Origin of the sequence: Flavobacterium hydrophilum (assembly GCF_003202405.1) — a bacterium.
GTDB classification, from domain to species: Bacteria; Bacteroidota; Bacteroidia; order Flavobacteriales; family Flavobacteriaceae; genus Flavobacterium; species Flavobacterium hydrophilum.
Genome location: NZ_QJHL01000001.1, coordinates 1,951,190 through 1,969,723, shown reverse-complemented (window position 1 = coordinate 1,969,723; position 18,534 = coordinate 1,951,190). Strand labels below are relative to the sequence as shown.

Genomic DNA, 18,534 nt, shown 5'->3' with positions numbered 1-18,534 from the left:
TATGTACAATACATTATACGCCAAAATACAGGAAGAATTTGATCGCATTGCTGATACATTTATAGAAAAAGAGATTGATGTATTGGCAGATGAAAGTCTAATTACGATTCAGTCAAAATATAATCTTTACGATATTCAGCCTTATTTTGCACAGCTTGCTAATGAAGTATTAGGACCGGATGCAAAACTGACAATTGAATCTGAAGATGATTTTGATCCGGAAACGGATGATCTGTACGAATACAAAATCAATTTTGAAAGCAGAAAGACTTATCTTAAAAGAGAGCACTACGGCGGCGGTGTTTTTTATAGCACTCTTTATGAATACACAGATGAGTACCATAAAAGCTTTTCAGTATACCAAAATAAGGAAACTGTAAAAGCGACCAATCTGAGTTATCTCTATTTAAAAAACGGAATGCCCGACCAGTTTATAGAATGTACAGAATATGGTATTTCACTTAAATCCTATACTTGCGAAAACGGAATCATTAAAAATTATAAACTGGAATGGCCTGAACACAATCATCATTGTATAGGAGAATTGACTTTTGATACTAAAAGAAATTTGGAAATGATTACAGAAACAGCTTCAGATGGAAGGGTTCGTATTTTGTTTGATGCCACAGTTTCGACTAAAAATATTGAAGAAGTTTTGGCACAATTAGAAACGTTTTTGGTAGAAAACATAGCAGATCAGATTCTTGAAAAAGTAAAAATAGAAGAGCCTGTTTATTGTATATTGTTTGAATACACCATGCAGGGACCTTTTCCGCCAACAATTGCTTTTGGAATAACTTCAGAAATAGAAGGCAATTTTGAGGATAAGGAATTATATGAACTCTACAATGCACCCGACATGCAGTATTTCTCTGAGAATGACTACCCCAATTCAATTAATATTGATTTTTATCCAATTGATATTCAGCCCAATTATTTGATTACAACTTCGTATGGAGAAAATATTCCATGGCAGGATGAAGAAGCATGCGGGATATGGGAAAAACAGGTATTTGATACTTATTTAAGAGTTTGCAAGCGATTGATGCATTTCGATTTTTCAAAATCATTTACCAAAACGGAAAATTTTTTGGTAATGGCACGTGATTTTGAACGCTGCAACGAAAATGATTTTTATCAAAATATGCTTCAATATAAAATTAATAATAAGTATTGACATCGCGGGTTTTATTTTAAATCAATCATCAGTTGAATTATCCGAAATAACAAGAACCCTGTATTGTCATACATTTATAAATTAACATATTAAAAAATGAGTTTTACATTTAAAAAGGCCATTTGGGACAATGATATAGTCACAGTAAAAAAAATGATTGATGAAGGCTTTGACGTCAATAATCACGGTATCACTGCAATCAATTCAGTTATGGATTCCTATCTTTGTGACTGCTGTGAAACGAATAGATTGCATAAACAAAAAGATCCTTTGGCTGGATTGGAAATAGCAAAACTGTTGCTAAAACATGGTGCACATCCTAATGGACGAGGCAGCTCATTTATTAATACAATAGATACTGTCGTTTCACATGGTTTTATTGAGCTTTTTCAGTTGTTGGTCCAGCATGGGATTAAACTATCCGAGCATCCGTATTTACTTTTTAACGCCCATACAATTCCGATGGCAGAATTATTGATCAAAAATGGAATTGATATCAATCAACGATGGACCGATGGGTCTACAGTCTTAATTCGGACTATTGTTCAGACAGACGATTTGGAATACATAACTTTTTTGCTCAATTCCAGTGATCTATATGCAGTAAATAATAATAACGAAACGGCTTTTCATATTGCATCCATTTGGTCCGATCTGGAGTTTGTTACCTATCTTGTAAACAACTATTACGATGTTCATAGATGTAATACAATAAAAAAACTTGTAGATGATGATAATGAAAATCAGGCTGCAGATATAAAAGCTTATCTAAAGAAAGAATTGTCAAATATATAATTTTAAATTATATTGCTTTTTCAACGAATTGTACATTAGGCTAAAACTATTTTTAATTATAAATCATTAATTTTCTTCAGGTAATGCTGAAAATTTTCATATCCGTTATTGGCCGGATACTCCAGATCAATCATTGCATTAAGTGAAGTGTCAAAAATCTGCCAGCCATGCTTTTTAGCCACAATTACTAATTCGTACAAAGCATTTTCACCATACAGGCTAACCATTTTGTTGCTAACCCGTTCATCGTCTTTGTAATACTCTATTGAGTATTCTTTGTTTACCGTGCTGAAATCCCTATCTCCAGCTGCGAAACAGGTATCTAAAACTTCGCAAAAATCAGTTTCTATAAACATGCTCTCATCGGCTTCTTCTATTGAGCTTATTTTTTGTGCCGAATTAAATAGTACTACATCCCAACTCATCTGTTTTTATTTCTAATTTATTGTAATTCAAAATTTGTCTGACCAAAGAAATTAAAAAATAAAATATTTCAAATGCTAATTAGCGATTTTGTTTCTGATAGAAGCCGAATATCATTATAAATAGTGACTGCAAAAAAGCAACCATAATTTATATTTGTCGGGATTGTTTAAATCATTGTGTTTTGCGGTGATTTCATTTTATAAAAATCAAAATACAACAGATTCCTTTTTGCATTCAGCTATTGAAAATTTTTCAAAAGGGTAAAATAAAATTAACAATGACAGACCAGCAATTATTAGGAGTGAATACACTTTCGGACAAAACAGAAATAAAGAATGCCTTAATTAAAAAAATCTCTGATTTAGATTTTGAAATTGACATTGAAAAAATTTTCAATTACATACATTGTTCAAAAAGACTTATCAAAAATGCAGGTAGTGAAGTTACTTTAGATGACACTGTAATTACTGACGAATACCGGGAAGTAATCAAAGATTTCAATACAGAAGAAGGGTATGATACTCCCGAAGAATTAATCAGGTATTTTGAGATATTGTACGATAATCCGACCACACGTTTTAATAAATTATTGTGGAAATCGGTACTAGAATCGTTAAATAAATTTGACGGTAAAAAACTTGAAAATTATTTACAACCCGTTGCTGATTTTTTAAACGCAAAACCCTTCCTGAAATCTGATGTATTGCTTTTAATTGCTGATGCTTTACCTTTTGGAAAATTCTTTCCTAAAGTAAAAAACGAACAAAATGCAGCGTTCTGGCAGCAATATGGTTTTGTACATCATTTATTGGCAGCAGGGAATTTAGAACTTGACTTACATGCCGATATCATCAATACCGGACAGTTTTCTTCTTCACAACTGGATGATATTTATAACCGATTAATGAATTCTTCCAATTATTATCGTAATAATTTATTACCTCAGGCTTTCAATGCACTGTCAGACGGAATACCTGCTGATATAAAACCGCTTTTAATTTGGCAGAGGGAACTTAATATTTTATATAAAGCTGTTTTTATAGAAAAAGTAGATAATATCATTGACCTTCTTCAAAATACGCTTCATAATGCATTAACGGCATTTCCGGATGATGAACATTTGCTTTATATAAGGGCAAAATTTCTTTTCCATTTTTATGAACCGGAACAGTTTAAGGACAAAATAATTGAGACTTTAAAAATAATCCCGGATCATGCTAAGTGCCTGTTTCTGTTAGGAAAGTGCTATCTTCAATTAGAAATTCCCAGAGCAGCGCTTATTATCTTTGAAAACCTGAAAAAGATCAATCCGTTAAATATGCAATATGTTACGTCTGCAGCGATTGCAAGCCGAAAATATATTGATTTCTGTATCAGCAAACATGATCCAAAAGATAATGACAAACAGTATTACGTTAGCATTATTAGTACACTGATCGAAAAAGGAATGTTTGATGAGGTTACTGTTTTTGCAGATGAAGCACCAAAAGAAGATGGCGACATAAGAGCATTATTGCTTTATTCAAAGGATGTGGAAACGTTTTTAGTAACAGGCGAAAAAAACAAAGAAAAACTGATTGAAGCATTATCACTAACTAAAGACAAAGAAATAATTCGGAAAATAAAAGAACATTATCTGCATGATCTGCTCTATTTCTCAGACATTCAGTCCGAAAAAGATTTTATTTTTGACTATTACAGGGAAAACCCTAATGATTCGATGGCCAATTACCACATGGGAATGTTTTATTTTGCCGAAAGTAATCATGAAAAAGCGTATGATTATTTGCTAAAGGCTAAAGAAATAAACCCTGAAAAAATCAGTAATTATTATAATCTGGCAAGGGTGACATCAATGCTCGGGATACATTCCGAAGCTCTGGAATACGTTAATATCTATTTGTTCTATAATAAATACAATGTAATTGCCAATGAAATATACTGTGATTGTACGTACGCATTACAGCAGTACAGAAACGCCCATAACGGTGCAAAATGGCTGTTGAGCATTTGCCGTAACAACGAATTTGATCCTAAATATTTCTTTTATTTTACAACGAGTTTGTCTTATCATATGGATAAAATTGAAGGTAAATATCATAATCTCGCTTATGTCAACGATATGCTCGAATTATACGATGAATATCCAAAGCCCGATACTTTCTGGATAAATGATAATGGATCAAGATCGATGTACTGGGCGGCTAATTTGTGTTATAAAATTGGAAATTACGAAAAAGGAGTAACGTATCTGCAATGCATTTTAGAAAATGTAAAAGAGTACAACTGGCCACTTTTGGAAAAATGTAAGTTTCAATTATTACCGGAATGTTTGCATGCATTACAACAATACGAAAGGCTTATTCAGTTACTTGAAACGCCTACGCTTGAAGTACTTCAAAAGCATCAGGACGATCCTTCTGTACGTTTGTCCTGTTTTTATATTTCTTATGCATACAGTGTACAGGGTAATGATGAGAAAAAAATGCAATGGGCATTAAGCTGTATTAAATGTTATCAGCAAATGAGTGATCCGCCAATAGATTGGCTGGCAAATAATCTGCTTGTAAATTTTCAGGCCTGTCTCGAAAACAATATGAAACCCTATTTGATGGCTTTTGGAAATATTTATCTGGATTTTATTAAAATCCCGCAGGGCGGTCATGTCTGGCTTACACATCATTTTGCTAATTTTTATTCTGAAGAAGGAAATCAGGATGAAGCCTTGAAGTATCACCAAATGTGTATTGAATTTGGATGGATATTTCCTGAAGAATGGAAAGAATTAGTAGCTAACTCGCAGGATTTTATAAACACTGCGAAACTCTCCGGAAATTTAAAATAATGTATGATGAGCACAATTACAACCTATCAGAAATTCGAAAACCCAACAAATTTAAGCAAATCGCAATTATGGCTCATAGCTAATTCGGCTATGCTTACGCAATTGAATAAGGAATTTCATGACACCTTGCTGCCACACCATATTTATGGGACTGATGTGTTACTAAAAGAAAGTAAACAATGCCTGTTACGCGATTGGGAAACAAAAGATCTTGCCGATTTGAGTGATACAATAAAATATTTGCACACCAAACAAACTTTTGCTCCGGTACAAAGCAGCTGGGAATTTTTAAGCGAATCAGAATTCGATAAAACACGGTATTTTGGAAATGATATGCTGGAATTAAGAAACCTGACTGACATGGCCCGGAATTACCAATACGATTTAAATAACAGCGACTCTGCCTGGCATTACGGGCGTTGTTCGTGGGTTATCAGGCATGCTTTTTACAACGGATTTATTACAGAAGAGGAAAGTTGGAATCTATTGAAAGAAAACGGAAATCTCATTAAAAAATCTTTTGATTCATGGGAAAGTTTTGGATTGTCTTATTTAGTTGGGGCACAATACTGGAAGAGGGCAAATTACAATGAAGTCACCATGAGAGAAACTAAAAACAATATAACTTTTTTGCTTACTAATAAAAATTCACCATGGCTAAACATTGACTGGAACGACTATGAATAATTGGAAAGAAATGTTATTTGCAGATAATGTTTACTGTCAATTACTGTTTGTATGTATTTTGTTGACAGTAATAGTATTGATTTCCAGACTTTCAGAAACTGTTATAATCAAATCCGGAATCTATTTGTTTGCTGTATGTCTGATAATAAATTTTATGCTTTCATTTTTTTCAGAGCACTATTGGTATTTCGTTTTACATTGGTTTTTATCATCTGTATGTTTCTTTATCTACTGGCATTTGACAATTTATATCTGTGAAAATTTTGGTCTGCCTTATTCCGGAGATGGGGCTATGGTGATGGTTTTACCGGTCTATTTTTTGCCTGTTGCAATATTAGGTTCTGTAATAATTAAAGGTGTAACTGTATTGATACAAAGATTTTAGAGGGAATTAAATTTAGAATATATGTCCACATCAAATATTGATTTTGAACAACAATCAGAGAACGTTTTGCTGCAGCAAAAGAAAATTTATGACAAAATGGATTTTAGTAAAGTGTTTGCTGATAAAAAAGAAACTATCAGACATTTTATAGAAAGTGAGGATCTGGCGAAAGAATATGTTTTTCAGGGAAGGTTTTATTGTATGGCACATTATGAAATAGCTAAAATACTTAAAACCAAAATGAAAGGTTTTGAGGAGAATGAAATTGTAAAAACACTCTATCATACACTCCGTCATGGCAATTTTTACAAAATAGATGGAATCAATTATCCCTATCTTCAAAAAGCACTGACATTATTATTGGATGAATTTGAAGAATCAAAATATCTTGTTTGCCAGATGGATAAGCTGATGGTTTATTTATTATTTGAAGTTTTAAATAGTAATGATCAGGATTATATCTATAAAACCAGTTATAAAGACTATTCTGAAATTAGAGATTTTATATGGAAATCGCATTCTTACAGGGATCTTTTCAATATGCGAAAGAACGCTGGAAAATTCATTGTTTTTCTTGAAAATAAATTGCTTGTAGAAAGAGCTAAAAAAGCAGTTTTATTGTTCTCAGCAAATAAGTTTCATCAAAATATTGGACCCAATTTTTATTTTGCAGCTTGTATATTGCTTTTGTTGTTAAGTGATGAAAAAGAGTCAAAAGAAACATTTTTACAGCTGCATAAGCAAGAATTAGCGGGTCACTTGGTTTGGGTTTTAGGTACTTTTTATAAAGATTTTCAAAATATTGAAGCTAATAACGATTTGCTGTTAAACCTGTATGAAACCTATTCTCATGATTTGATAGACGAATATCAGGAAAAAAAGTATGACTGGGAGAATAATAATTAAACACAAAAAATTAAAATATGAATAATGATGCTAAGGAATTGATAGGTATGCTAATCGTTTTAACCGTTATTATTGCTGGTGTACAGTGGTTTTTGGTACGATTTACACATTGGTCGGTTGCATTGGGAGTTACTGGTTTAATAGCTTTTTTTATTGGATTTCTGTATGTATCACTGAAGCATGCAACGCCCAACGGAGGCAGTAACGGTCCCGATAGTTCTGAATATATCACGCCAATGTTTGTAATTTTTGCATCGTTGCTTTGTGGTTTAGCTTTGGTTTGCCATCTAACACAAAACCGTGTACCCAAAAAGGCTTATCTCATTCCACTGGCTTTGATTCTTATGTTTGCTATTCTCAGGTATGTTTACGTTTATATTGCTGATGCCACTTTTTATCATGCGCAATTTAGTAGTTGTAAAATAGAGCTGGTAGATGAAACAGGAGGTACTTCAGTTGTAGAACAAATTTCTTTTCAAAATCCTTCAAATGGTTATACTACTGATATACGGCCTGATTTTAAAGAAGAACCATATCCGCATATCGTAAGATTTGCAGACAAAATCATTTTCAGAAATTATTCTGCAAAAGCCGGTCAATCGTTTACAAAGGAATTTCCGTTTGACTATAATTTATTAAAAGAAAAAAAAGGCGTAAGAATAGGGTTTGTTTTTTGGCTTCACCAGAAAATTGTTTTGCCAATGAAAATAGTACTTAAGCCATATAATGTAGTCGAATTGTATATAGACAATCATTTTGTTAAGCAATATCAATTGAATAGCGAGGATTTTCGAAATAAAAACATTTAAATTAGAATGAAAAAAATAAATAAAAATGCTACTCTTGAGCTTTTTGAATTGGCTGACCAAGGCAAGTATGATACTAATGATTTAGAAAAAATAAAAATACTTTTATCAGAAGGCGCAGATCCTAATTTCTGCCAGAAGGATTATCCAAATGAAACTGTTTTGTACAGAGTGGTTTCATCCTGGGAGGATAAAAACCGATTGGAAGTTGTAAAAATGCTTTTGACATTTGGGGTTGACTTTAATCAGAAATCAGATATTTTTTATCCTATAGAGAAAGCAGTTTTTAATAATGATTTTGCTTTAGTTCAGTTTATGCTGGAAAATGGAGCTGATCAGGGACTTGATTATTCGTTAAAGTCAGCAATTGAGAAAAATAATATTGATTTGGTAACTTTATTATTGAAGTATAATATCAATTTGAACGAATTTGAGCCTTATGCAAAATCGTATTTAATATTTTCTTGCGAAGCTTATAGAATTCGTGACAAAAGTACATTGTATGAAACACAACCCGAGATAGCAATAGCAAAACTGCTAATTCATCATGGAATTGATGTAAACGGTCTTAATCATGAAGAAAGTCCAATATTGGAAGCCATTAGACATAATTTTTATGATTTAGTAGAATTATTGCTGGAAAATGGGGCTGTCCTTTCGACAGAAGTACGTGCAAGTATCTGGGTAAACACACCAGAAATGTTTCAGTTTTTAGTCGAAAAAGGAATTATAAAAGATTTGAATGAAATCATTTTTCCAAGAGAACAGACACCATTAATGCATCATATTATCCAGTCTAATTTTGATATAGCAAAATATTTGATTGAAAATAACGCTAATCTCTATCATACAGACAAACACAAAAAAACGGCTTTTCATTATGCTGTGTATACTGAGAATTCAGCATTTATTGACTATTTGTTAGATTATTTCGATGTTAAAAAATGCCATGAAATAAGTTCTGTTTTAGATGGAACTGATAATAAAAATATAATCAACAAATTAAAAGCGATTTTAGATACGACTATTTTAAATTAAACCATTGTAAATCTCAAAAATGAACAAATTAAAACAAATTACCGCTGCTTTTTTAATAATAACAAGCTTAGTTTCCTGCTCGAAAGAAGATGGCGGAATAAAAGATACAGAAGAAAAAAGTATTGAAAATAAATGGATTGCTGAGAATTCTGATGAATTTAAGTCAATTGAATTTGATAGTAATGGAAATTATATCATCACAAAAAATAAAGCTTCGGCAACATCAAAAATAAATGAACCGGAAGAAATTTTTGTCACCGGAACTTATGAAATTTTAGATACAGATATTTTTTTACTCTCTGATTTTGGAACTGTAAAATTCGATGATAGTGATCCAAATCATATTAAATTTTCAATAATGTATAAAGGATCAAACACCTATACATATGAGTTAAATGTTACTAAGGCTGAAGATTTTGTGAGCACTCCTAAAACAGATTTATTATGCAGTCATACCTGGAAATTTACAAGACAAATGCCCATTAACGATACTATTAGTTTAATAAATTTTTCTAAGGCAGGAACCTGTTTTACGAACTTTAAAATTTTGTCGCAAAATTCAGGAAGTTTTGCAGAATTTGGTAAATGGAAATGGAAGGATAATGATGAAACCAAAATAATAATTACCCAGATAAAAAGCCCTCAATGGATTATAGATAAAGATGAAGAAGTTGAACTTGAAGTAACAAAATTAAACAGTGTAAGACTTGAAATAAAAGAGATTTATAATCAAAAGGCTTATAGTGTTGCTTTTGATACCACTACAGTTAAAATTAATAATGTTTCTTCTAAAATGATAAAAACCAAAAGAAATTAATCATTCGATTAGAATAATTTGAAGAGCTTTTTCAAAATGTAAAATCATTATTTATAGTGACTGTTGGTAAAAAACTCAGGATTAGATTTGCAGTATAAAATTTATAATTAACTAAAATAATAACTCATGGGATTAGCAGAAAAACGTTTAGCAGAATCAATTAAAGTTGAAAAAATTCCAGCTTTTGAAGCAAAATTAAAAGATAAGGCAGGATATGATATCAAAGTCGATGTTGACTGGAATACTTTTACAGCTTTTAATCAGTATCCGCTTGAAAGATTAGATATTGTTTTTGATGATTTGGAATCATTTGTAAAAAAAATATGTGCTGATGATATGGGGAAAGAAGCTTTAAAAGAAAAACTTTCAACTATTCATTTGACCAACACAGAAAATAATGATGAGGTGGCAATGGAACTAAAAGACAATACTTTGTATTTGACGCATCAGTTGGTTCAGGCTTCTTTTAGCTCACAAACCGATTCGCAAATTGCAGATTACGTAGAAAAGTTACTGTAAATGATTGAGTCTTATAAAAAGAATCTTTTCATTGAATTTTCTGGCTGGTTTATCAAACTTACTGATTTTGCTGATAAGGCTGAAGACGTTTACAGTTTGCCTAAACTTGAACTGGTATTGCATACCGGAAATGTTATTCGCGGTTGTATCATAGGCTATGACAGAACCAGACAGGAAAAACTATTGATGGTAATAGGAATTCCTGATTCAAATCCAAAATCTGAAATTACATTGGTTCCGGGTTCTCAGGTGGCAGCAATAACTTTTATGGATGCTAATGAGACACTGAGGGTGCTTGAACCTAGTGCTACAGTTAGTGTTTTGGAATTAAAGCGTAGTGCCAAAAAAGTTGAAGAAGATCTGGAAAAAAGTATTTCGTCTAAAATGAGTCTGGTTTTAGATACAGACAATTATCCGGAAGAAAACAGAAGGCTTGTTTTGGAAACAATTAAATTCTTGCCATCAATTTTTGAATCGCTGACTGAAGATGAATTAGGGAAAAAAGCAGTAGTTGAAAATATAGAAACCATTAAAATTTCAATTGCAGAAGCTGATTCGATGGTTTTACAAAATAAAGAGCTCAATATCGCAATAAGTTCGGGTTATAAATTTCCACATAAGGAAAAAGAAAGAATCAAAAAAGAAATTGAGAGCGTTTTATAATTATTTTTTAATTTAAATGGGTTATTCTGGATATTTTCGGAATAACCTTTTTTCAATTCTAATGGTATCATAATTACAACCATTAATTATGGTGATATATGAAGTTTTGTGCATCCATTTTTTGCATAACGCTCAATGTCCCAATAGATCAGAGAACTCAATATTGGAAATTAATAAATAATGTAACCATAGATTATAATTCGTAAAAAATGGAATATTACATACTTGATGAAGTAGCTGGAAATCCGGATATACCCTATATTGGAGAATTACCAGAGCAAATAGATATGATTGAAGTGGTTATGGGAAAAGAGTATTCATTCGATCTTCCTATTCGTTTGCCTGTAACCATTCAGGATGAATCAGAAGTAGTCTATCCGGACATGATGACTGCCGACATTCCTCTGTTTTCGAAAAGATTAAAAAATAAACTTGATGATTTAGGAATCGATAATATCAATTACTTCCCAGTAGAGCTTTTCGATGAAGAATCAGGAGAAGTTGTGGCTCATTATTATCTGGGTATAATATCTGGATTGATAAAATGTCTTAAAAGTGGCATTGAAATCAACCCTTCAGGAAGGCGCATGATAAAAAATCCTGTTATTGATTCAGATCTCGCAGATGGACAATTATTTCGTTTATATGAAAGTCCCCGATTAATAATAATTGACACCTATATAAAAGAAGGCATTGAAGAGGCCGGACTGCAGGGAATATCTATCACAAGGCTAAAAGACTACATTAGTTTATAACACATTATGTTTTACTTCCTAAGACAAAATTTTTTTGAGCATCAAAATAGGGTACAGCTTGTTGGACATACTGCAGATACGGGAGCACTAAGCTGGATTGACGGTCACAAGTTTTCGGTGTCACTGAAACCTCAAACCTTAATGATTGACTCTAAAAATGGCAACAATTTACCCGACTTTTTTGATTCAACTGTACCTGTCATGTCAAATTGCTTAATCGCTTTTTTAGTCAATCTTGGTATTGACAATATGGATACTTATCTGGTTTTATTGCATAACAATGTGACAGGTGAAGACGTGTTGGGTTATTCTGCAATAAATGTTATTGGTTGTATTGATGCTATAAAACTAGAAGGTTCGCAGTATCGCTTTCGTTTTGGAAAACCCTATTTTACGGGAACTATTGTGATAGATGAGCAAAAAACAGGGAATTTATCTTTTTTTCGTACACTATATGGTGCGGGATTTATAGTTATTTCTAAAAATATTGCCGATGTACTCCAAAAAGAATCCTGGTCAGGACTTTTATTACAGCCAACCGGGAATTATGAAGGAGTATAAGTTGGCCTAATAAAGTTTTTAATGAATAGAAAAATTAATCAACCAGTCCATTTTCAACAGCATATTTTACCAGCCCGGCTGTATTTTTAGCATTTAGTTTTGATAATAAATTACGGCGATGCGTATTAACTGTATTAAAACTGATAAAAGTTTTTTCTGCTATTTCGGCTGTGTTGTATTCTTGAGCTATCAAAATCAGAATTTCTTTTTCGCGTGAGCTTAATTCAGTTATGTTGGATATTTGCTTTTCAATCTTCAGGCTGTTGTTTTGATATTGTTCTTCTACTTCTTCAGAAAAATAATTTTTACCAATTGCAACACTATAGATTGCTTCCAGCAATTCTGCTTTTTCTGCATTTTTAAGCAAATAACCGTTTACTCCAATCCTGATTAATCTTGAAATTATTTTTGCATTACTGTGTGTGCTAACAATTATAATTTTTATAAAGGGATATTCTTTTTTTAATATTTTGCTTAATTCAATTCCATCCATTTCAGGCATACTAATATCCAGAATTACCATGTCTGCACTTTGAATTTTTAAAATATTCAAAACTTCAATACCGTTTACTGCCTTGCCAATTATTTTTATCCCGGATTCATGTTCAATAAGAGAAACAATTCCTTGTAGAAACATGGTATGGTCATCTGCAATAATAAGTTTTAATTTTTCCATTTATTAATTTGAGGTTATAGTTTGGTTAGATTATCAAGTTGTCTTTTAACGTTAATTCCCTTTGTTATTTCATTTTCAACATTGGATAAAACTGGAATTTCAATATTGGCAATCGTGCCTCTTTTTAGCTTAGAATCCATTACAAAAGTGCCATTTAGTTTCGCTATTCGGTTTTCTAAATTAATAAAACCAATTCCGGGTTTGTAATTTTCAGGATTAAAACCAATGCCATTATCTTCAAATAAAACATTAAGGACATTTTCAACAAGGTTAAGTTGCAAATCCATTTTTGAGGCTTTTGCATGTTTTATTGTATTGGTTAGAAGTTCCTGGATTATTTTAAAAATTTCAATTTGGAGTTCTTCATTTAAAGCATCAATTTCTTTTTTTGGATATACATTAAAATCGGTTTTAATAGTACTCGCTTCGCCAATATTATTAAAATAGGACTCTAAAACTTCACAAAATTTGTGATGTGTAAATTTCTTCGGAATCAAGGTATGGGATAAATTTCTAACCTGCTGATAAGTTTCATCTAACAGAGCAGTAAGATTTTTAATCTTTGGAGAATTGGAAATTACCAAATGATTCAATTGAAGTTTTATTGCTGCCAGATTTCCACCAATACTGTCATGTAACTCCTGAGAAATACGCTGCCTTTCCTTATCCTGTCCGCTGATTGATGCTTTGATTAATTTTAACTCCTGATCTTTTAAAAGATTATTTATATTCTGGGTACTTATTTCAGCCTGTTGGATATTTAACAATCGCTGTGTTTTAAGTCGTTTGTAATATTGAAGCAATAGTCCGATTATAGGAATTAAAACAATCAGAAAACCAAAAATGGTCAGCAGTTTGGTTTCTTTTTCCTGCTCTATTTGCAATAATTTTAGTTGTTGATCCTTTTTCAGCAAAGATATTTCGCTTAGTTTTTTTTGTGATGAATTCTGAAAAAATAAGATAGTATTTTCAGTTATCTTTTGAGAAATTTCTTCCTGAAGATTCATATTCTCAATAGCTTCTTGTTGTTTTTCAAGTTCTAATTTCTTGGTTGTGTTATCAAATTGCAGAAATCTAATTTCTTTTTCTTTCTGTGCTGTTTTATATTTGATCTCCAATTCATTAATTTCTTTTATTTTCTGTATTTTATTTACAGAATCTTTTACTTTGGCAGATTTTGTCAGATGTTCAAAAGCACTTTTATAATCTTCCTGTAAAACTGCAATTTTCTTTAATTCATCATAAAAATAAACCTGATTGTCTAAATAACCAAAATCAATAGCTTTTTGCAGGGCATCAGAAAAAATCAATTTAGCATCCTTGTAGTTCTTTAAGTCGATATAAGCATCCCCAATATTACCGCGTGCAATTAGAGCAATCTGGTTTAATTCGTTTTTATCCGCAATGGTAACAACTTCCTCATACATTTTTAAGGCATCAGTTATTTTTTGTTGTAATTGATAATTTGTTCCAATACTAAGTGCAATTACAGCTCTGGCCTGTTGATTATTTGTTTTTTCACTCAGTTGTTTGCCCAGATTATAATAGTAATTGCCTTTTTCATAATCCTTTGAATCTGAATAAATATCACCCAGATTGATATAACTTCCTAAGCGTATTTCATCATCTTTTTTATATTCTAAACACTCTTTATATGATTTCAAAGCATTGGTATTATCTCCTAAAGACTTATAAATACCAGCTAATCCATGTAAATGTGTATAATATAAATTGGTTTCTTTATGTTTTTGAGAAGTTACCAGGCCTTTTAAATGCCACTTTTTGCTTGCCTCAAATAATCCTTTCTTTTTGTAGTTCAGCCCCATTAGATTATGCCCTAAAGAAAGAAGTCTGTTTTTTAAAGAGTCATTAGCTATTTTCGTATTGTATTTTAAGGCTTGATCTGTATAGTAGATAGATGAATCTAAAAGTGCTCTTTTATTATAATAGTAAGCTTGTAATAAGTTAAGACTGGCTTTATTAGAAGGGTATCTCGCTTTTTTTAAAAATGCTTTTGCATTTTTTAGTGCTTTTTTTTCCTCACCCTTATTAAATAAATTATAATAAGATGTAACCACTTTTTTCTCTTCAGCTTCGGGTGATTTTTTTACAGCTGAGAATGTTTTTTTATTATTTCCATCAATCTGTGCGAACAAAGAAATTGTTAGCATAAAAAAAAGAAAGATAAAAAGACATTTAAAATTAGCTGTCATGCGGATAAATTACGATAATAAAACTTATTGTATTGTAAATCTGTTTGTTGCTGTTTTGTTTTTGTTTTTTTTGAGCATTTAAATTTAGCATTAAATAGATTTAAAATGTTCTTTTTATGTAAAAAAAAATGACAAATTAGTTAAATAAAATTATTAATAATTAAGTTTTAATATTTTGAACAAAAAATTAAAATTATGCTATTTTCGAAATAAATTATATAAGACTACAAAATAGAATTTTGATAAATTTACAGTACTCAAAAAAAACATAAGATCATGAAAAAATATTTATTTATAACTGCCTTTGTAACACTTATAGTTTACTCTTGTGCCACAAATCCTGTAACAGGAAAAAAAGACCTTAATTTTGTTTCTAACAGTGAATTATTTCCCTCTTCCTTTCAACAATATGACACATTTCTTAAGGAAAATAAAGTAATAACGGGAACAGCTGATGCTAAATTAGTAAGCAATGTAGGAGCCAGAATAAAAGCAGCTGCAGAAAAATACTTAACTTACCTGGGGCAAACACAGTATCTCAAAGATTATCGTTGGGAATATAAGTTAGTAGAAAATAAAGAAGTCAATGCATGGTGCTTGCCCGGAGGGAAAATTGTAGTCTATTCAGGTATTCTGCCTATTACACAAAACGAATCAGGATTAGCTACAGTGATGGGACATGAAGTTTCACATGCTTTGGCAAATCATGGTGCTCAAAGAATGAGTGCATCTCAATTGCAGCAATTAGGTGCTGTAGGTGTTGCAGTTGCGACCGGAAGCCAAAGTGCAGAAAAACAGGCTATGTGGCAACAATATTATGGTTTGGGATCAGAGGTAGGAGTGATGCTTCCTTTTAGCAGAAGTCATGAAAGTGAAGCTGATAAAATTGGTTTGACGCTTATGGCAATTGCAGGCTATAATCCTGATGATTCAATTGCTTTCTGGACCAGAATGTCAGCTAAATCAGGAGGCTCGGGGACGCCTGAGTTCTTAAGTACACACCCTTCAGATGCTACCAGAATTGCCAACCTGAAATCTTTAATTCCCCAGGCAAGGGAAACAGCTGCGAAAGTTGGGGTTATTAGAATTTAATTTAAAAAATAAACTCCTCATTTTTTAAACTATAATCAGGGAATTTTAAGCTAGCGATTAGTATTTTGTTTTGAATATAATTTTCGAAACTCATGTTTGGATTAAATGAAAATATGAATTTGTTAGGTTTATCACTGTCCAGATTAGTTAAATAATTTTGTAAATTGGATTTTTCAACGAAAATGCCATTAACCAATATTGAATTCATTTTTGTGAAATAAATCAATATGCCAAATTTAGGCTTATTCATTTTATAATACACTTTAGTGAAAGGTAAAAAAGCTAAATTCTTTCCAATAGAATCGGCGTAAGAATAATAATTCTGCGCCTTTTCGTTTTTATGAGCACTGTCTCCACGTTTTTTCTCTTGTAGTTTTATAACTTCAGGAATTACTAATTTTAGAGGCAGGCGTTTATCAATATTGAAAATCCAATTGGTCGAAATAATACTGTTTTTTCGGTTTACTTCCGCTATTGTATCTTTTCCTTCAGTTTTAAAAAATATATAAATTGGAGAATGATCCTGAACGTCTTTTACAATTGAGATGTTTGCTTTTGATAGCTGGACATCTTTTTTTGTCTCACATGAAAACATAAAGCATACAAGCAATAATACAATGTATTTCATATTTACTGGCTTATTTTATTAAACAAAGTAATACATTCCACCGCTTCCTTAACATCGTGGACACGAAGAATTTTAGCACCTTTTGTCAAAGCAATTGTATTCAGGAAAGTAGTTCCGTTTAAAGCTTCCGCTGCAGTGATGCTAAGTGTTTTGTAAATCATTGATTTTCTTGAAATTCCTGCTAAAACTGGCAATTCTAAAAGATTAAAAAGTTCCATTTTCTGCATTACCTCAAAATTCTGATCTATAGTTTTAGCAAATCCAAAACCCGGATCTATAATTAAATCATTAATTCCCAGACTTCTGGCTTTTGTTACTTTTTCAGAGAAGTAAAAAAGCATTTCTTTTATAATATCATCGTATTGTGTCAGGCTCTGCATTGTTTGCGGGTTGCCGCGCATGTGCATCATTATATAAGGAACATTATATTTTGCAATAACTTCAAACATTTTATCGTCTAGTTCTGCTGCTGCAATATCATTTATAATTGCTGCACCATTTTCTATACTAGCTTTTGCGACTTCAGACCTAAAAGTATCAATAGATAATAACGTTTCCGGAAAATGCTTCATAATTAATTCGATTACCGGAACAATTCGTTCAATTTCTTCTTGTTCCGAAACAAACTCAGCACTGGGTTTACTTGAATAGGCACCAATATCAATAAAATCAGCACCCTCAGTAAGCATTTTTTCAACTTGGGAAACAATCTCAGTTTCGTTTTTATATTTTCCGCCGTCAAAAAAAGAATTTGGCGTTACATTTAGAATTCCCATTACTTTAGGAATTGTTAAATCGATCAAACTACCTTTACAGTTAATAAACATTTTGTTTGAGTTTTATTTTTTCGGTTTTAAGACTCAGGTTGCGGGATTAACAATTTGTTTGGAAAAAACTTGAAACAAAGAAAACCTGAAACTTGAAACTATTTAATTTAATCCTTATTTTTGAACAAATTTTAGCAAATATACAGCAATAAATGAAGAATACTTCCCTTGAATTTGATAATGTAATTACAGTTTGTCGCACTTTGTTTATCAATAAAATGAAAGATTATGGTAGTGCCTGGCGAATTTTAAGACTGCCTTCGTTAACAGATCAGATTTTTATAAAAGCCCAAAGGATCAGAAGCTTACAGGAAAATGAAATCCGAAAAGTTGATGAAGATGAAAAAGGCGAATTTATCGGAATCATCAATTACTCCATTATGGCATTGATTCAATTGGAATTAGGGATTGCGGATCAGCCCGATTTGGATGTTACAAAAGCAACCGAATTATATGATGCTAAAATTAAATTAACCAAAGAATTAATGGAGGCCAAAAACCACGATTACGGAGAAGCCTGGCGCGATATGCGTGTAAGTTCGTTAACAGATTTGATTTTGCAGAAATTACTTCGAGTAAAGCAAATTGAAGATAATAAAGGTAAAACTCTGGTTTCTGAAGGGATCGATGCTAATTATCAGGACATGATTAATTATGCTGTTTTTGCATTAATTTTAGATCCCCTTACACCAAAACAATAGATTTCAAATAAATCCCA

The 18,534-nt window shown here is 31.7% G+C and carries 20 protein-coding genes; 15 read left to right on the top strand and 5 right to left on the bottom strand.

Annotated features, from left to right (window positions below; genetic code table 11):
* Position 1: 1 nt before the first annotated feature.
* Positions 2–1,177, top strand: a complete 1,176-nt coding sequence (locus DMB68_RS07600) for a hypothetical protein (RefSeq protein ID WP_110346006.1) — start codon at positions 2–4, stop codon at positions 1,175–1,177.
* 153 nt (positions 1,178–1,330) lie between these two features.
* Entirely contained in the window at positions 1,331–1,972 is a 642-nt protein-coding gene (locus tag DMB68_RS07595; RefSeq protein WP_165830109.1) for an ankyrin repeat domain-containing protein, read from the top strand.
* A 56-nt stretch (positions 1,973–2,028) separates the two neighbouring features.
* Here the strand turns inward: DMB68_RS07595 and DMB68_RS07590 are convergent, their stop codons facing one another.
* Complete coding sequence (locus DMB68_RS07590) at positions 2,029–2,397, bottom strand: hypothetical protein (protein ID WP_110346004.1); 369 nt, start codon at positions 2,395–2,397, stop codon at positions 2,029–2,031.
* A gap of 278 nt (positions 2,398–2,675) precedes the next feature.
* Between DMB68_RS07590 and DMB68_RS07585 the strand changes: the two genes are divergently transcribed.
* The 11 genes from DMB68_RS07585 to DMB68_RS07535 all read left to right on the top strand — a co-directional run bounded on the left by DMB68_RS07585 (position 2,676) and on the right by DMB68_RS07535 (position 12,380).
* Complete coding sequence (locus DMB68_RS07585; RefSeq protein ID WP_124019401.1) at positions 2,676–5,243, top strand: tetratricopeptide repeat protein; 2,568 nt, start codon at positions 2,676–2,678, stop codon at positions 5,241–5,243.
* Positions 5,244–5,249: 6 nt separating this feature from the next.
* The gene (locus DMB68_RS07580; protein ID WP_165830108.1) at positions 5,250–5,930 is read left to right on the top strand and encodes a DUF1266 domain-containing protein; all 681 of its coding nucleotides are present in this window, start codon (positions 5,250–5,252) and stop codon (positions 5,928–5,930) included.
* Positions 5,923–6,315 (top strand): hypothetical protein, encoded by a 393-nt coding sequence (locus tag DMB68_RS07575; protein ID WP_110346001.1) that lies wholly within the window; start codon positions 5,923–5,925, stop codon positions 6,313–6,315. The genes DMB68_RS07580 and DMB68_RS07575 overlap by 8 nt, the downstream gene beginning before the upstream one ends.
* A 21-nt stretch (positions 6,316–6,336) precedes the next feature.
* A complete protein-coding gene (locus DMB68_RS07570) occupies positions 6,337–7,221 on the top strand; it encodes a hypothetical protein (RefSeq protein ID WP_110346000.1) in 885 nt (294 codons plus the stop codon).
* A gap of 17 nt (positions 7,222–7,238) precedes the next feature.
* Positions 7,239–8,030: a hypothetical protein gene (locus DMB68_RS07565; protein ID WP_110345999.1), complete on the top strand. Its 792-nt coding sequence runs from the start codon at positions 7,239–7,241 to the stop codon at positions 8,028–8,030.
* Between the two features lie 6 nt (positions 8,031–8,036).
* The gene (locus DMB68_RS07560) at positions 8,037–9,065 is read left to right on the top strand and encodes an ankyrin repeat domain-containing protein (protein ID WP_110345998.1); all 1,029 of its coding nucleotides are present in this window, start codon (positions 8,037–8,039) and stop codon (positions 9,063–9,065) included.
* Positions 9,066–9,084: 19 nt separating this feature from the next.
* A complete protein-coding gene (locus DMB68_RS07555) occupies positions 9,085–9,882 on the top strand; it encodes a hypothetical protein (protein WP_110345997.1) in 798 nt (265 codons plus the stop codon).
* A 126-nt stretch (positions 9,883–10,008) separates the two neighbouring features.
* A complete protein-coding gene (locus tag DMB68_RS07550; protein ID WP_110345996.1) occupies positions 10,009–10,401 on the top strand; it encodes a hypothetical protein in 393 nt (130 codons plus the stop codon).
* Complete coding sequence (locus DMB68_RS07545) at positions 10,402–11,064, top strand: hypothetical protein (protein ID WP_110345995.1); 663 nt, start codon at positions 10,402–10,404, stop codon at positions 11,062–11,064.
* 209 nt (positions 11,065–11,273) lie between these two features.
* Positions 11,274–11,819, top strand: coding sequence for an imm11 family protein (locus tag DMB68_RS07540; protein ID WP_110345994.1), 546 nt, complete (start codon positions 11,274–11,276; stop codon positions 11,817–11,819).
* A gap of 6 nt (positions 11,820–11,825) precedes the next feature.
* Positions 11,826–12,380, top strand: a complete 555-nt coding sequence (locus DMB68_RS07535; protein ID WP_110345993.1) for a hypothetical protein — start codon at positions 11,826–11,828, stop codon at positions 12,378–12,380.
* A 34-nt stretch (positions 12,381–12,414) separates the two neighbouring features.
* On the opposite strand, the gene DMB68_RS07530 is transcribed toward DMB68_RS07535, so the two are convergent.
* Together DMB68_RS07530 and DMB68_RS07525 are read right to left on the bottom strand one after the other, a co-directional pair.
* Positions 12,415–13,056: a response regulator gene (locus tag DMB68_RS07530; protein WP_110345992.1), complete on the bottom strand. Its 642-nt coding sequence runs from the start codon at positions 13,054–13,056 to the stop codon at positions 12,415–12,417.
* A 14-nt stretch (positions 13,057–13,070) separates the two neighbouring features.
* Positions 13,071–15,227 carry a tetratricopeptide repeat-containing sensor histidine kinase gene (locus DMB68_RS07525; RefSeq protein WP_231131605.1) on the bottom strand — a complete coding sequence of 719 codons (2,157 nt, stop codon included), beginning with the start codon at positions 15,225–15,227 and terminating at the stop codon, positions 13,071–13,073.
* A gap of 318 nt (positions 15,228–15,545) precedes the next feature.
* Between DMB68_RS07525 and DMB68_RS07520 the strand changes: the two genes are divergently transcribed.
* Positions 15,546–16,361: a M48 family metallopeptidase gene (locus tag DMB68_RS07520; RefSeq protein WP_110345990.1), complete on the top strand. Its 816-nt coding sequence runs from the start codon at positions 15,546–15,548 to the stop codon at positions 16,359–16,361.
* 1 nt (position 16,362) lies between these two features.
* Here DMB68_RS07520 and DMB68_RS07515 read toward each other — a convergent pair whose 3' ends face one another.
* Together DMB68_RS07515 and folP are read right to left on the bottom strand one after the other, a co-directional pair.
* Positions 16,363–16,989 (bottom strand): hypothetical protein, encoded by a 627-nt coding sequence (locus DMB68_RS07515; RefSeq protein ID WP_110345989.1) that lies wholly within the window; start codon positions 16,987–16,989, stop codon positions 16,363–16,365.
* Positions 16,990–16,991: 2 nt separating this feature from the next.
* The gene (gene folP, locus DMB68_RS07510; RefSeq protein WP_110345988.1) at positions 16,992–17,816 is read right to left on the bottom strand and encodes a dihydropteroate synthase; all 825 of its coding nucleotides are present in this window, start codon (positions 17,814–17,816) and stop codon (positions 16,992–16,994) included.
* A 152-nt stretch (positions 17,817–17,968) separates the two neighbouring features.
* Between folP and DMB68_RS07505 the strand changes: the two genes are divergently transcribed.
* Entirely contained in the window at positions 17,969–18,517 is a 549-nt protein-coding gene (locus DMB68_RS07505; protein ID WP_110345987.1) for a DUF1599 domain-containing protein, read from the top strand.
* Positions 18,518–18,534: the final 17 nt, after the last annotated feature.

Bases quoted from the DNA above. Each gene is read 5' to 3' on its own strand.
- DMB68_RS07600 (WP_110346006.1), top strand. From the start codon at position 2: ATGTACAATACATTATACGCCAAAATACAGGAAGAATTTGATCGCATT.
- DMB68_RS07595 (WP_165830109.1), top strand. From the start codon at position 1,331: ATGATTGATGAAGGCTTTGACGTCAATAATCACGGTATCACTGCAATC.
- DMB68_RS07590 (WP_110346004.1), bottom strand. From the start codon at position 2,397: ATGAGTTGGGATGTAGTACTATTTAATTCGGCACAAAAAATAAGCTCA.
- DMB68_RS07585 (WP_124019401.1), top strand. From the start codon at position 2,676: ATGACAGACCAGCAATTATTAGGAGTGAATACACTTTCGGACAAAACA.
- DMB68_RS07580 (WP_165830108.1), top strand. From the start codon at position 5,250: ATGAGCACAATTACAACCTATCAGAAATTCGAAAACCCAACAAATTTA.
- DMB68_RS07575 (WP_110346001.1), top strand. From the start codon at position 5,923: ATGAATAATTGGAAAGAAATGTTATTTGCAGATAATGTTTACTGTCAA.
- DMB68_RS07570 (WP_110346000.1), top strand. From the start codon at position 6,337: ATGTCCACATCAAATATTGATTTTGAACAACAATCAGAGAACGTTTTG.
- DMB68_RS07565 (WP_110345999.1), top strand. From the start codon at position 7,239: ATGAATAATGATGCTAAGGAATTGATAGGTATGCTAATCGTTTTAACC.
- DMB68_RS07560 (WP_110345998.1), top strand. From the start codon at position 8,037: ATGAAAAAAATAAATAAAAATGCTACTCTTGAGCTTTTTGAATTGGCT.
- DMB68_RS07555 (WP_110345997.1), top strand. From the start codon at position 9,085: ATGAACAAATTAAAACAAATTACCGCTGCTTTTTTAATAATAACAAGC.
- DMB68_RS07550 (WP_110345996.1), top strand. From the start codon at position 10,009: ATGGGATTAGCAGAAAAACGTTTAGCAGAATCAATTAAAGTTGAAAAA.
- DMB68_RS07545 (WP_110345995.1), top strand. From the start codon at position 10,402: ATGATTGAGTCTTATAAAAAGAATCTTTTCATTGAATTTTCTGGCTGG.
- DMB68_RS07540 (WP_110345994.1), top strand. From the start codon at position 11,274: ATGGAATATTACATACTTGATGAAGTAGCTGGAAATCCGGATATACCC.
- DMB68_RS07535 (WP_110345993.1), top strand. From the start codon at position 11,826: ATGTTTTACTTCCTAAGACAAAATTTTTTTGAGCATCAAAATAGGGTA.
- DMB68_RS07530 (WP_110345992.1), bottom strand. From the start codon at position 13,056: ATGGAAAAATTAAAACTTATTATTGCAGATGACCATACCATGTTTCTA.
- DMB68_RS07525 (WP_231131605.1), bottom strand. From the start codon at position 15,227: ATGCTAACAATTTCTTTGTTCGCACAGATTGATGGAAATAATAAAAAA.
- DMB68_RS07520 (WP_110345990.1), top strand. From the start codon at position 15,546: ATGAAAAAATATTTATTTATAACTGCCTTTGTAACACTTATAGTTTAC.
- DMB68_RS07515 (WP_110345989.1), bottom strand. From the start codon at position 16,989: ATGAAATACATTGTATTATTGCTTGTATGCTTTATGTTTTCATGTGAG.
- folP (WP_110345988.1), bottom strand. From the start codon at position 17,816: ATGTTTATTAACTGTAAAGGTAGTTTGATCGATTTAACAATTCCTAAA.
- DMB68_RS07505 (WP_110345987.1), top strand. From the start codon at position 17,969: ATGAAGAATACTTCCCTTGAATTTGATAATGTAATTACAGTTTGTCGC.